This window comes from Streptomyces sp. NPDC127117, assembly GCF_042677325.1.
In the GTDB taxonomy this organism is placed as follows: Bacteria; Actinomycetota; Actinomycetes; order Streptomycetales; family Streptomycetaceae; genus Streptomyces.
Genome location: NZ_JBHXTM010000036.1, coordinates 53,785 through 67,346 on the forward strand (window position 1 = coordinate 53,785; position 13,562 = coordinate 67,346).

The window sequence follows — 13,562 nt, forward strand, 5'->3', positions numbered from 1 at the left end:
CCGCTCCCTCCGAGCCGCCGCATATTTCGCATCGAAATGCGTGAAATCGGATTGCTTTTCCATCCTTACCCCTCCCCCATCCGGTATCGACCGCGGAACGGTGGAGTACGCGCGGTATCAGCAGGTGCAAGAAGGCGTGACCGCCCCTGGCAGGGACCGCAGGCCTCGTACGCCGGAGGTAGTCGTCGGCACCGAGGGTGAGGCCGCTGACCCGGTCGCCGGGTGCCCCCGGCCACGGTCAGCATCAGCACCATCGCGCGATGGTCCCGCTCGGTGACCGTTGCCGACGAACCGGCGTTGCGCGACGAACAACGCTTCGAGCCGCTCCAGAAGGCTGTCGGCACCGTCATGACATCGCAGGCAGCGGGGGCGGGTATCGGCCGGGTCGCCGCGCCGGCTGAGGCTGACGCGGTCGGGCGACACCGTCACCGGTCACGAGTCCGCCGACGGCGAGCGATGGACGAAGGTCGGCGCGGCGCAGTTGTCCGGCCTGCCCGAGCCCGTGCAGGCCGGCTTGTCCGCCACGTCTCCCGGCGACCTGACACTGCGATCGGTCGGCCTCGGGGGCGCCACGGAGGAGGTGCGTTTCACGCAGGCCGGCGGCGCCTTCGACCATGTCGCCATCAAGAACGCTCCGTCCGCCGGGGGTTGGCGCTCCGATGTCGTCGGGGCAATGAGCCAGACCGACTGGGAGAAGTGCCACAGGGAATTCGGGGCGATGGAGCGGAACGGCACGATCACCGTCACCGGCACAGGGGACATCGGGCCGGGAGGTACCGAGGGCGCCGGCCGCCCGGTGGGGCGTACTCTCGGCGGCCTGGTGCTCGGGCTGCTCGTCGTGCTCGTGGTCGCCGTACGGTTCGTCGCGTCCGAGTACCGCCGCGGATCCGAACCCCAACGCGGCACGCCGGTCACCCGCCGAGTGCCCGCGGCGAAGGCGGTCGTCGTCGGAGCCGTCACATTCGTGACCGTTCTCCTCGCCGTGGGTGTCGTGATCACGGTCGGCGTGGCGGTCCTGAAGGGGAACGGGACCGCCGTCGTCGGGGTGTCCGCGCCCACCGGCGTGCGTGTCGTCGTCGGGACGGCTGCTGTGCCCGCCCTCTCCTCCGTGCTCGCGGTGGCGCTCGGCGCCCTGCTTCGGCGGGCCTGGCTCGTGATCCCCGTGGCCGTACTGGCGTTCGTGGTCCCGTACACCGTGACCTCCCTGCCCCTGCCGGCCGACGGCCTGTCGCAGTGGCTGCTGCGGCTCACCCCGGCCGCCGCCTTCGCCGCCCAGCAGACCCTCATCGAATACCCGCAGGTCGTTGCCCACTACGCGCCCTCCACCGGGTACGTCCCGCTTCCGTGGTGGGCCGGGATCGCGGTGCTGTGTGGGTACGTGGTGGTGCTGCTCGGGCTTGCGCTGAGCCGCCTGCCGCGTGGTGCTGAGCCAACAGGGCCACGGCGGCACGGGAGGTGATCATCGGGAAGGCCGGCGGGCCGTGGGCGCGCCCGTGCTACGCCGAGGGTTCCGTGCCCACGGCCCGCAGGCCCTCCAGGTGGCCGGTTGCCGGCCTTGTCGCGTACCCGCTTCGTCTCCGTGACGTCGTTCGCACTCGCCGAACGGTGGTCGCTCCCCCGATACGGCCGGCCAAAGCGTGGCGCCAGGTCCGGGGGCGGCGCGCGCGTCAGCCGGCGTCTTCGACGCCCTTGGTAGGGTCCGCGAATGCGATTCGACTGGGCCGGGCTTCAAGCTTCGATACAGGACCAGGTCGTCGGCTTCGTCCGCCGTATGTGTGCCGAGCATCCCGACGAGCACGTCTACGGCGCGGCTGTCCATGAGTTCTACGCCGAGTCCGGCGGCACCATCGCCTGCACGCTCGTCGGCGTGGCGAGTGAGGAGAGAGTCGCAGCGCTCGCGTCCGACCCGCTCGATGCTCAGGCCTTGCGGTGGAGCCCGGCGGACTGGCCGTGGCAACTCGACCCGGGACCGGCCGAGGAGGAGTGGGCCTCCCGGCTGGAGGCGGCCGCGACGGCCGGGAACGGGCGGCACTGGGATGCGGTCCACCAGCGCTACCTCCGTACTGCTGCCAATGCCTGCAAGGCGGCGAGGAAACAGTTGGTGGCCGACGGGATCGTCGGCGAGGACTTCATCGTCGTCGCCATGGACGAGGCGTGGGAGCTCATCCCGTTGAGCCTCACCCGGGCGCAGGTACGTAGGCACTTCCCCGAGCTGGACGCCGAACAGCGCGAGGCGGACAGACTGGCCGCGCTGCCTCCGGAGCAGCAGGTGATCGAGCTCGTCGCGATCGTCGAGTCGGGCTCATCGCCGTTGCCCTCCGAACAGGCAGTGCAGTTGCTCCGGGCGCTCGGTGTGCTCGCTGTCCCCGCCGCGCTGGCGCGTCTGGATGGTTCGACCGACAAGTGGTTCTGGGCGAAGCTCCTGGCCGATATCGGCATCGCATCGGCCGAGGTGTCCGCCGCACTGGAACGAACCATGACAAACACACGCCTGGACGAGCCGGACCGCTCCTGGGCCGCGGCAGCGCTCTCGCGTCTGGGCCGGATGGATCTCGTGGTGAAGCGGCTCGACAGCATTCCGCCGGGAGTCGCAGCGCAGGGCTTCGCCGCACCGTATACATCGTTCCGCGACCACGGCGCCCATGGTCCTCTCGACTACGCGCCGTTGGAGAGCGCTCTGGCGATGTGTCCGGACCATCGTCCCGCCGTCTTCGAGCAGCTCGCCCCGGGCAGGGGCCTCTGTTCGATCGGACCGGACGAGGCAGAGACAGCGCTCGCCGCACTGGCCTCGGCGCTGCCCGTCGTACGGCGCCACGCGCTTCTCGTACTCTCCGACGCACCACTCGACGCGGAGCAGCGCCGCCGCTACACGGAACAGCTGAAGCGACTGCGCCGGGACGACCCGAATCCGCTGGTACGCGACGCCGCCGCCGTCCTCGGCGGGTGAACGTTCGCGGGCTGTTGCCCGTACCGGTGCGCGGCAGAGGCTCCCGATCACACGACAGGCCCGTTGGGGTGATGCCTTCGGGGAGTCGGACACCGGCCCGGGCGGTCGCTCGCAGTGCGAGGACGCAATCGATCGACGTTCAGCCGCTGCGCGCCCGCTCCACGGTCTCCTCCACCACGACTCGCCCTCCCCTGGTCAGCGTCTGCCTGCTCGGGACAGTGCGTCCTCGGCCTGTGCGGCCAGGCTGACGACGAGGTCGGCAGCGGACGGCAGGTCATCGATGAGGTCGATGGCCTCGCCGGCCCACTGGGGCAGTGCGGGGATCTCGCCTCGTACCACGGCGTCCTGATACGCCTGTCGGGCCTGCGGGTCGGCGGCAAGCTCGTCCTCCCGGCCCCGCCATCCATCGAGGAAGGGGTGGCCAAGGGTGCGTGCGGTGTACTTCGTCGGCCACCGCGAGCTGCGGGCGATGTCCAGCACTCTGTTGCGCTCGGTGTCCTCTCCGCTTCCCTCGACGATCGCCCGGGCGGTCTCGGGGGCGATCAGTGCCTCGCGCGTGGCCTGGAAGCGGGTGCCGACCAGTGCTCCCTCGGCCCCCAGTGCCAGGGCGGCCGCCAGACCGCGCCCGTCGGCGATCCCCCCGGCCGCCAGTACCGGGGTCGGCGTCGCCAGGTCCACGACGACGGGGACGAACGGCAGTGTGGACCGCCCGTTTCGGGCTCCGTGTCCGCCGGATTCGGTGCCCTGCGCCACGATCACGTCGGCGCCCAGATCCACCGCCCTCCGGGCCTCCTCCAGATCGGTCACCTGGATGATCAGTGCCGCTCCCGCGTTGCGGATGTGCTCCACGAACGGGCTGGGGTCGCCGAAGGACAACATCATCGCGGTCGGCCCGTGTTCCAGTGCCCGGGCCACCACGCCAACATCGATCGTCCACGTCAGAAAGCCGATGCCCCAAGGTTTCCCTGCTGCCTCATCGGCCAGGACGGGCAGTTCACGAGCCAGCCAGTCCTCGTCCCCGTTCCCGCTGCCCAGCAGTCCGAGGCCGCCGCCGCGAGAGACCGCCCCCGCCAGGGCGCCACCGGCTGAACCGCCCATCGGGGCCAGGGCAATCGGATGCCTCACACCGAACATTTCCGTGAACGCCGTCGACAGTCCCATGACTTCCATCCTCACCCATCCGTCCCGCCGGTCGCTGCGAAATCAACCGACGAACGCACACAGTGTTCCGAACGATCCGGTGCAGGAGGCCGTACTCCGGAAGCGAATCAACCGGATCGAGCGGATCAAGCGGATCGAGTCGAACCGGCAAGCTCCACGAGGTGCTGGGCCGTCCCGGCAGGGTCGACGATCTGATGGAGGTGTGCGCCGGGCAGGTGTGCCACGCGCCAGCCGCGTTCGTGTGCGTCGGCGGAGCAGTCCTCGTACGGCGGGCCGAACAGCAGGTAGGAGCAGGGGTGGTCGTCCCAGCCGTCGGGGACCGGGATGTGCTGCTCGTAATAGGACAGCGGTAGGGTCGGCTGCTCCCCGACGACCGTTTGCCGCACCGTCGGATCGGAGAACATGGGGGCGACGTCCGCCTCGTCCCACCAGTCCGTCCAACGCGGCAGCCTGCCGTTCACCGCCATCGGGCGGAGGAACTCCAGAATCTCGGGCGAGGCGACAGGTGTCGGTCCGGTCCGGGCCGGCAGCGCGGCATCGACGAAGACCGAGCCGGTCACCGGATGGTCCAGGCCCGCCCGGATCGCCGGGAGGAACAAGCCGGCGTTGCTGTGCGCGACCAACGTGACGGGGTCGCCGGCCGGGACCTGCCGCAGGTCATCGCGGACGGCATCGGCGATACGCGGCCAGAAGGGCGGTGCACCGGCGCCGATGTGCAGCAGGGACGGCACCCGCACCGGGTATCCCGCCGCCTTGAGCTGCTCGGCCACAGGGTGCCAGGTCGAGGGGCCTACGGATGGACTGTGCACGAGGACGAAGGTCGGCTCCATGTGACGATCCTGCCGTCGTGTCCACCGAGAGCGCGACAGCGTCAGCCATCAGCGGAACAGGGGGGCTTGCTCCGAGTCGAGGGGTATGCCGTAGGTGATCGCGCGCCGCCGATACGCGATGTGGCTCGACACCCAACACCAGGCCCGTCAGGCCCGTTGGCCGGGCAGCGACTTCACCCACTCGTCGACGGTGAAAACGTCACCGCGCCGGGCGAACACCTTCTCGACGAGCAGTCGGTGCAGCTCGGGGCCCGGGTCGGCGCAACCGTCGGCCAGGACGGTCAGTCGGTGGTCGAGGTCGGCCGCGAGGCAGGCGGTCGAGAGCACCACGCCCCCGGTGGCGATCCCGGCGAGCACCAGGTGGCCGACATCGCCGGCCGCGAGGATCTGCTCCAGGTCGTTCCCGGCGAAGGCATTGATGCGGTTCTTGAGGACCGTGACCTCGCCGGGCTCCGGGGCAACGGCCTGGTGGAACTCGATGGAAGGGTCGCCGTGCACGAGCGGTCTATTTTCGATCTGTTTTCGGTTTGCTGAATCGCCTTGGCAGGAAGCGGTATTCGGATGCTCAGGCAGCGAGAGAGTACAGGCGCCGATCGAGGACTGTGATCAGCAGGTACAGCAGACCTGCGCCGGCCATCACCCAGGCCAGCTCGTGCATGCCACCGGTGTCGGCATGTTGGCCGAAGGCGAGCGCCGAGACGGCGGATGCGACCATCGAGCCCATGTAGGAGAAGGTACGCAGCAGCCCGGACGAAGCTCCCATGCGTTCCGGATCGGCCTGCCGGTACAGCGAGTTCTGCAGCGCGAGGCTGTTGAGCCCCTGCGGCACACCGAACACCAACGCGACGACCAGCAGCATCCAGATCGGACTGCTCGCGTTCAGGCACAGCATCAATGCGCATGCGACGATCTGGCCGACGGCGCCGATGACGAGCCGGCCCCAAACGGCCTTGCGGCGACCGGTGAGCGTCGAGACGGCGATGGCCAGCAGGAACATCGGCAGCTGCACGAGTCCCGCCCGGGAGGCCGAAAGCCCGCGGCCCTCCTCCACCCACTGGGTGAAGCCGTAGAGGAAGGCGTAGGAGACGACGTACGCGACCAGGGCTCGCCCATAGGTGGCGAGCAAGGGTGCGTTGCCGCCGAGCACTCGCAGGTCGATGAAGGGCTCGGCGGACCTCAGCTCGCGCCATGCGAACGCGATGGCCGCCGCGGCAGCAATGGCGAGGAGGTACAGCGACCGGACGCTCAGGTTCATCAGGAACAGCAGCAGAGTGACGAGCATTGCAGCGAACAGGCCGATGCCGGGAAGGTCGAGGCGCGCCGCGATGCCCCCGTGGCCGCCGGGGCCTCCTGGCCCACCGGGCAGGGCGCGCGGAGTGTTCGGCAGCCGTAGCGCACCGAGAATCAGCGCGGCCGCGGCGAGCGGGATGTTCAGGGCAAAGGTGGTGCGCCAGCCGCCCACGCCGATCAGCAGACCGCCGAGCGCGGGGCCGATGACGGCAATGGTCTGGTTGGCGACGGCGAGCGCGGTGAGCACTCCGCCGGGGCTGTCGTCTCCGGTACGGTCCGCCTCGCTGCGCACCAGTGACATCGCGGCCGGATACCCGGCGCAGGTCCCGAAGCCGAGCACCACCCGGGCGCCGATGAGGACCCCCAGGCTGGGGGCGAACATTCCGATGACGCCTGCGGCGCCCACGAGTGCGGTGCCGATCAGGAAGAGCCGGCGGGGCCCGAAGAGGTCGATGAGGCGTCCGACGACCGGCTGGCCGATCGCGGTGGCGAGGTACAGCGCCGAGACGAGCCAGGCGGTCTCCGCGGGCGGGGCGCCGAACGCGGCGCCGATGGGGACGAGTGCGACCGCGATGATCGTCGAGTTGATCGGATTGAGGACCGACCCGAGGATCATCGGGGGTATCAGGCGTCGATCGAATCGGTGGCCCGGGTGCTTCCGACCGGTGTCACCCCGTCGTGGTGTCGCGCCGGCCGGCAGGGGCGGCCTGCCCTCGCTCATGGCTCGATCAGCCTCTCCAACACGGCCATCGCCTCCACGACCGTCTGCCGCTCGCGCTCCGTGCAGCGCTCCTCCAGAGCCCGGGTCAGCCAGGCGTGACGGGCCTCCCGGTCGCCCTCGGCGCGTTCACGGCCGGAGTCGGTGAGCGTGACGCGCTGCTTACGGCCGTCCTCTGGGTCGGCATGACGGTCCACTAGCCCGAGGCGGGAGAGCGACCCGATCGTGGTGGCCATGGACTGCGGGCGTACGCCTTCCAGGGCCGCGAGATCGCTCGCCGTCGCGGGCCCGTTCTTGGAGAGCCGGGACGGAGGCCTGGGAGAGAGTGATGTCCGCGGAGTCGTTCACGCTCCGGATGCGGCGGCGCAGACGACCGACGGTTACGAGGATGGCGCCTGCCGCACGGACCGCGGACGCGGATGTGGGCTCGGACGCGGACGCGTTCTCGGTCTTCTCGGCCATGCCCTCACCGTAAAATCTTCAGTCATGACTGTACAGTTTATATGTTCAGTTTCGGCTGCACAGTTTTCGCCGGAGAAGGGCCTCGCGCCGAGTTCCACGGATGGGGGCTGACATTCCGCCTCCGCCCACGAAGCATCGGCGTTCAGGACATCAGCCGGACTGCCGACTGCCAACTGCCAGGCATAGGATCGATCACGCCCCTGAGATCGCTGGTGTCGTGGTTCCGGCATTGAGGAGTCGTTCATGGACCATCCGGACCCCCGGCACACCGAACGCCTGGCGGCGTACGGATCTGTCTCCACCCACTTGTCATTGCTCAGCGATCACCGACTCGGCGAAGTCGTGGCCTCGGCCACCCCTCTCGGGTCCGGCATCGGCGGCAGGTCGGCAGAGCTCGATGTCGGCGGAACCCGGGTCTTCGTCAAGCGAGTCCCTCTGACGGACGTCGAGTTGCGAGCGGAGAACGTGAGGTCGACGGCGAACCTCTTCGGGTTGCCGACGTTCTATCAGTACGGTGCGGGCTCCTCCGGGTTCGGCGCATGGCGTGAGCTGGCCGTGCACACCATGACCACCGGCTGGGTCCTCGGCAGCGAGTACGAGGGCTTTCCGCTGATGTACCACTGGCGAGTCCTGCCGGACTCCCCTCCCCAGGCATTCGCCGACGAATTCGGCGGCATCGACGGGGCGGTCGCCCACTGGGACGGCTCGTCGGCCGTTCGTGACCGGCTGGAGGCCATCGGCCGGTCCTCGTCCAGCCTCGTGGTCTTCCTGGAACACGTGCCACAGACCCTCGGCGACTGGCTCAGCGATCGCAGAGCGGCCGCATCAGAAGGCGCGTACGGCCCGAGGTACGCGTGGGCGGAGGAAGCCCTGATGCGTGGAGCCGACTTCATGAGCTCCCGAGGGCTCGTCCACTTCGACGCCCACTTCAACAACGTCCTGACCGACGGCCGGTTGATCTACTTCGCGGACTTCGGCCTTGCCCTGAGTTCCGAGTTCGAACTTTCGCCAGCCGAGACCGAGTTCCTCTCCGACCATCTCTCGTACGACGGCTGCTACATCGCGAACCACCTCATCCGCCACCATCTGCCCGACCGCCTGCGCGGCGACACGGAGCGCGGGGTGTTCCTGCGCAACTGGATCGCGGGCGAAAGATCCGAGAGAGTCCCATCCGCCGTAGCCGCGGTCATCGACCGACATGCCCGGACAGCAGTGGTTCTGGACGAGTTCCACCGTCAACTGCTCTCCGAGAGCAAACAGACCCCGTACCCGGTCGCCGAGATCGAGCGGGCACAGCAGCGAGGTGACTGTTCGGCCAGTCTTGTGTAGCTTCTGCGGATGCGCCGATTCGCGGACATCGAAAACCTGTCGGAACTCGTAGTCGATGCGCTGGGAGCGGGACGCCGCACGGTCGCGGTGGATCGGTTGCGCGGGGGAACCAAGAAGGGCGTGTACCGGGTTCGGCTCGATGGCCCCCGTACAGAGAGCGTGATCGTCTACAGCTGGGCCGAGGATGAGAACTTCTGGCCGGCCACGCGGGCGGAGGATCCGGCCGACCCCTTCGCGCCCGCCTCCGGGATGGACCCGTTCCTGGCCGCGCAGCGGACCTTGCACAGCCTCGGAGTGCGGGTTCCCCAGGTGCTCCTGGCGGACGACAGCCGGCGCCGGTATCCGGCGGACGTCGCCGTGGTCGAGGACGTGACCGGTGGCACGCTCGAAGCCCTCTTCGAGAGTGATCCCGAGCGCGCGTCGGGGGCGCTCGGCGATCTTGCCGAAATGCTCGGCGTGATGCACCGCAGCCAGGCACGGAACTACGGCAGGGTGGACCTGCTGGAGCGGGGCGAAGGAGTGTCCGGGATCCCGTGCGAGCGTCGGGCCCTCGATCGCGCCCTGGAGGACCTCAAGGAGGCGGCGGGGCGTGACGGCAGCATCGCGGCGGCTGAAGCCGCACTGCGCGACCGTCTGGGAGAGCTGGCCGAACGGGTAGGGCCTCGCACGGAGTACGGGCTGGTCCACGGCGAGCTCGGCCCCGACCACGTTCTGGTCGATGCCGACGGGCGCCCCGTCCTGATCGACATCGAGGACCTGATGTACTTCGACGTCGAGTGGGAGCACGTCTTCCTCCGGCTCCGCTTCGGCGAGCGGTACACCGTACTGGAGCGGCCCGGCCTCGATCCCCGGCGGCTCGACCTCTACATGCTCGCGATGCGGCTGTCGCTGGTGGCCGGTCCCCTGCGTCTTCTCGACGGTGACTTCCCCGACCGTGCGTTCATGCGGAGTGTTGCCGACCACAACGCGAGGCAGGCGCTGGCACTTCTGCCCCCGGTGTAGCCGGCGCCGGCGCATACACCGAGCCACGCGGAGCCTCGCCCGTTCCTCGACGCAGCCGACTCGAGCGGGGGCGGAAGCAGAGGGCGGGCCGGTCACTGTCCGCTCGGCTCGGCAGGCCCGGGCGGTTGGAGTTCGGCGCGTCGTAGCACGGGGACTGTCAGGCCGAGCGCTGCGGCGAGGCGCCGCACCCGGCGAAGAACACGTCCGCGCCCCACAGAGCCACCGTCACACCGACGGCCGGGAAGAGTGCGGGGGCGAGTACCAGTGTGCACAGGGTTGTGACCGAGGTGACCCGGCCAAGGTATCGGGGGTCGGTCTCCGTCTGGATCAGGGCACCCGTCACAACCGTGGTGAACCCGCTCGTCAGGCCGATCAGCGCACCGAACGCCACAGCGGCGGGCAATGAGGGAGCCTGCCCCGGAGCGACCGCTCCCGCAGCGGTCACGAGCAGTGCCCAGGACATCGCCGGCCCGGCGAGCGGTATCCGGGGCGAGACGGTGAGCAGCAATCCCGCGGCCGCTCCTCCGACACTGAACGCGCTCGCGACCCAGCCCATCCCCGAAGCGCCCCAGCCGCGTTCGTCCGCCAGGAGCACGAGGCCGGTGGCGACGGGACCGCTGAAGCACATCTCGCTCAGACCGATCACCGTGACCAGGGGTGCGAGCATCCGGTGGCGGCGTACGTAGCCCAATCCGTCACCCAACTCACGCCAGGCGGAGGTGCGGCGAGGCACCGAGGTCGGTGTGGCGATCCGTACGGTGAGCAGGAAGACGAGCGAGACGGCGAAGAGGACCCCCGCCGCCGTGAACGCACCGGTCGGCCACCACGCCCCCGCCGGGCATGAGCGCCGCCCGGGGAAGCGCCCCGGCCGCGACCACCAGGCCCGCCTGCGACGGCCCACCGGACCGGGTGGCCCCCAGGACAGGGCGAGGAAGTACACGACGTCGCCGGTGACCGAGGCCGTGTACGCGGAGAGCCAGCGCAGGACGTTGGTTGACCGCGCCGTAGGGACTTCGGGAAGGCCCGGCCCCGGTCGCCGGGCGTCGGCTCGGTCTGCCGGCGTGCGCGCAGGATGCCGTCTCTGTCGGGCAGCACTGCCGTGAGGAGCCGTGTGGGCAGTCCGGGCAGTCCGGGCGGCCCGGACAGTCCGGACCGTGCAGGGCCTCGCGCCGGGCGGTGAGGTCCTGCTTGATCGGGCGGCGCCCCACATCGCCGACGCGTACGCTCATGTCCGCACGCTCATGTCCGCAGCGTACGGAACCCCCTCTCGTCGCCCTGGATCAGGGACGCGCCGTGGCCAGGCCGATCATGCGGTGCATCGCTGCCACCGGAATCGACGGGTTCTCGGCGGCGGACTCGGCACTGTGCTCATCCAGGAGCAGAGTGATCAGGGCTTCAGGCGGCAGGGCAGGGTTCTTCCAGGCTGAGCACCGGACACCGTGATCGGAATCGGCGGCCAACCTCACAGCGGAATCGGGCGAAAGACGTGGGTCACCGGCAGCGCGACCGCGCACCTGCGCGTCGGGATCGCGGCTGAACCGTTCCACGAGAGCGGCGCACGATGCGGGGTCGTCGAGCGCCAGAAGGCGCATCCGGGGCCGCGGGTCCTCGGCGAAGCGGAGGAGGTCTTGACGGGGAAAGTTCGGATGGTTGCGGGGGCGTCCCGGGAAGGAGAAGCTGCCGGACCACCAGCTCCACACTTCCAGGAGCAGGTTCGCCGGAGCGTCGTCACAGGACTCGGTCAGGAAGAGGCGCACGACGCGGTCCTCGTCGTGGGCGAGGAGGTCCACGACGTCAGGCGGGAGGTGCGGGGCGCGGGCCACACTGCGGCGGATCCGCAGGTTCGGTGACACGGCGAGCCGGCGCATCGCGTCGGCGTCGGTGTGGAGGGCGGCGATCCACCACACCGCGTAGGTGACATCCTCAGCGGCGATGTCGGGAACGGTCGCCGCCATTGCCTCGATCTCGGCCGGGTTCGACGGCGGTCGGGACTCGGAGTCCGGCGCCGGCTCGACACCGACTCGCACCCCGGTCTCGCGGCGCGCCGCCTGTTCCGCTGCCATTTCTTCCAGAGCCCTGCGGTACGGCGATTCCGCGGTGAAGTCCAGGAGTCGGCTCCACTGCGCGGGCGAAAGTCTCCCCGATTCCGCCGCGACGCCGCGGACCCCTCTCGCGGGGTGGACGGCCGCCGCGTCCAGAACACCGGCCGGAAGGTCATCGCGGTACAGGAAGTACGCTGACGGCTTCTTCCCCACGTCGAAGAGGCTGATCAGCACCTCCGCCGGGGCTGCGGGGTTGACACCCAGGCCGCACACCCATGCGTCGACGATGCGCTCACGAGGATGAAAACTCTCGGGCAGTGCGGCCCAGGGCCCAAGGTCGGCATCGGTACCGGTCATCCGCCGATTGAACCGGAACGGACACGGAAGGATCAAGGCATCAGCGCGTCCGAGGCCTGCCCGGGGCCTCTCGGTCGGCGTCGGCGTCGGCGACCTCGTCGAAGAAGCGGACAATGCGCGGAAGAGCCTGCCCCACCGACTTGTTGTGGTCGTACTCACCGACGTCCGTGAGCCGGAAGTCGGCGCCGTTGTCCGTCAACTGCTCGGCACAGTAAGCGGAGTGGGAGGCATCGACGTCCTTGTCACCGCGGGCGTGGAAGAGGCTCACGGGTACGTCCGGCTTCCAGTCACAAGTGGTGTCCAGCGCGTGCAGTCGGTTCTTGAGGACACCGCCGGGTGTGCGGATCCTGTCCAGGAAGTTCTCGGTGAACAGGTCCTTGGACGCGGGCGGCAGCGCACCGGCGATCTGCTCGGTCGTGTGATCGCCGTCGAAGAGCTCCTCCACGATCCGGTCGTACGGTGCGCGAAAGGCTTCGCCCGGCGAGCCGTAGAGGCCGTAGGTCTTGTTCCAGGCAGTTGCGAAGTAGGCGAGGTAGAGGCCGGACTTGGCGATCTTGTCGTCCGCCGCGGCCGCCTCGAAGGCGGACAGATGGAAAGGCCCGGCGACCGGCGCGAGCGCTCCGAGCCGGAAGTACCGGTCAGCGCCCTCCTCCTGGAGGGCCCGGCCGACCAGCATGGTCGCGGGCCCGCCTTGCGAGAACCCACTGACCTGGACCTTACGATCGAGCTCCCGGCCGCTTCGACGGACGAAGGCACGTGCCGCGCGCAGCCCGTCGACAGTGGCGGCAACGGTGGCCCGTGGGTCGCCGTACGGGTGGAAGCCCTCGCCCGCGCCGAGGCCCACGTAGTCGGGCGCCGACACCGCACGTCCGGTCGATGCGAGCAGGTACGCGGCGAGCCGGTCGTCGGCAGCGGGGTTCTCCGACGCGACATCCTTGCGGTAGGCGATGGTGCCGTGCAGCCACGAGACGGTCGGCAGACGACGGCCGAAGGTCTTCGGCAATACGAGGAGCTGGCTCGCAGTGGTGGGCTCGCCCGTGCTGTTCGTGGTGCGGTAGACGACCTGGTATGCCGTCACTCCATATCGCACCTGGGAGGAGTCGATCTTTCCTTGTAGTTCCGAGACCACCTGTTGCGCTGTCAGATCGGCAATCCGCCGCGAGGAGACGACGGATCCGGCCTGTGCCGACCGGGTACGGGTGCCGGGGATCGATGCCTGCTGGGCCGCGGTCGGCCGGGCTTGGGCGTACACGGCCGAGGCCTCCGCCGATGCCGGTGCGGGTACGGTCAGGGCCGCACCGGTGCCGAGGACGGCCGCAGCGATCAGCAAACGGGCCGGGGTGTGGGAGCGCTGTGAAGTCATGTGTGGATCGTGCCTGTTGACGGCTCCACCAGGACATGAGGCCAGCCGCCCGCCCTGCGTG

The 13,562-nt window shown here is 69.7% G+C and carries 11 protein-coding genes and 1 pseudogene; 4 read left to right on the forward strand and 8 right to left on the reverse strand.

Annotation, left to right across the window (positions count from 1 at the left end; genetic code table 11):
• Nucleotides 1–580: 580 nt before the first annotated feature.
• Nucleotides 581–1,459, forward strand: a complete 879-nt coding sequence (locus ACFVH0_RS27545) for a hypothetical protein (RefSeq protein ID WP_385824416.1) — start codon at nucleotides 581–583, stop codon at nucleotides 1,457–1,459.
• A gap of 246 nt (nucleotides 1,460–1,705) precedes the next feature.
• On the forward strand, nucleotides 1,706–2,947 hold the full coding sequence (locus ACFVH0_RS27550) for a DUF4303 domain-containing protein (protein WP_385824418.1): 1,242 nt from the start codon (nucleotides 1,706–1,708) through the stop codon (nucleotides 2,945–2,947).
• A 195-nt stretch (nucleotides 2,948–3,142) separates the two neighbouring features.
• Here the strand turns inward: ACFVH0_RS27550 and ACFVH0_RS27555 are convergent, their stop codons facing one another.
• The 5 genes from ACFVH0_RS27555 to ACFVH0_RS27575 form a co-directional block, all read right to left on the reverse strand.
• Nucleotides 3,143–4,117 carry an NAD(P)H-dependent flavin oxidoreductase gene (locus tag ACFVH0_RS27555; protein WP_385824420.1) on the reverse strand — a complete coding sequence of 325 codons (975 nt, stop codon included), beginning with the start codon at nucleotides 4,115–4,117 and terminating at the stop codon, nucleotides 3,143–3,145.
• Between the two features lie 116 nt (nucleotides 4,118–4,233).
• Nucleotides 4,234–4,938 (reverse strand): alpha/beta hydrolase, encoded by a 705-nt coding sequence (locus tag ACFVH0_RS27560; RefSeq protein WP_385824422.1) that lies wholly within the window; start codon nucleotides 4,936–4,938, stop codon nucleotides 4,234–4,236.
• Between the two features lie 147 nt (nucleotides 4,939–5,085).
• Nucleotides 5,086–5,532: a cysteine hydrolase family protein gene (locus tag ACFVH0_RS27565; protein WP_385824482.1), complete on the reverse strand. Its 447-nt coding sequence runs from the start codon at nucleotides 5,530–5,532 to the stop codon at nucleotides 5,086–5,088.
• Nucleotides 5,504–6,844: an MFS transporter gene (locus ACFVH0_RS27570; RefSeq protein WP_385824424.1), complete on the reverse strand. Its 1,341-nt coding sequence runs from the start codon at nucleotides 6,842–6,844 to the stop codon at nucleotides 5,504–5,506. The genes ACFVH0_RS27565 and ACFVH0_RS27570 overlap by 29 nt, the downstream gene beginning before the upstream one ends.
• A 101-nt stretch (nucleotides 6,845–6,945) precedes the next feature.
• Nucleotides 6,946–7,206, reverse strand: a complete 261-nt coding sequence (locus tag ACFVH0_RS27575; RefSeq protein ID WP_385824483.1) for a MarR family winged helix-turn-helix transcriptional regulator — start codon at nucleotides 7,204–7,206, stop codon at nucleotides 6,946–6,948.
• Between the two features lie 445 nt (nucleotides 7,207–7,651).
• On the opposite strand from ACFVH0_RS27575, the gene ACFVH0_RS27580 reads away from it, so the two are divergent.
• Both ACFVH0_RS27580 and ACFVH0_RS27585 read left to right on the forward strand, forming a co-directional pair.
• Entirely contained in the window at nucleotides 7,652–8,737 is a 1,086-nt protein-coding gene (locus ACFVH0_RS27580; RefSeq protein WP_385824426.1) for a protein kinase family protein, read from the forward strand.
• A gap of 9 nt (nucleotides 8,738–8,746) precedes the next feature.
• Nucleotides 8,747–9,739: a phosphotransferase family protein gene (locus tag ACFVH0_RS27585; RefSeq protein WP_385824428.1), complete on the forward strand. Its 993-nt coding sequence runs from the start codon at nucleotides 8,747–8,749 to the stop codon at nucleotides 9,737–9,739.
• 92 nt (nucleotides 9,740–9,831) lie between these two features.
• On the opposite strand, the pseudogene ACFVH0_RS27590 reads toward ACFVH0_RS27585, so the two are convergent.
• The 3 genes and pseudogenes from ACFVH0_RS27590 to ACFVH0_RS27600 all read right to left on the reverse strand — a co-directional run bounded on the left by ACFVH0_RS27590 (nucleotide 9,832) and on the right by ACFVH0_RS27600 (nucleotide 13,501).
• A pseudogene (locus ACFVH0_RS27590) lies at nucleotides 9,832–10,724 on the reverse strand (MFS transporter).
• Between the two features lie 295 nt (nucleotides 10,725–11,019).
• Complete coding sequence (locus ACFVH0_RS27595) at nucleotides 11,020–12,252, reverse strand: hypothetical protein (protein WP_385824430.1); 1,233 nt, start codon at nucleotides 12,250–12,252, stop codon at nucleotides 11,020–11,022.
• A complete protein-coding gene (locus ACFVH0_RS27600; RefSeq protein WP_385824432.1) occupies nucleotides 12,179–13,501 on the reverse strand; it encodes a lipase family protein in 1,323 nt (440 codons plus the stop codon). Before ACFVH0_RS27600 ends, ACFVH0_RS27595 begins: the two co-directional genes overlap by 74 nt.
• Nucleotides 13,502–13,562 lie beyond the last annotated feature (61 nt).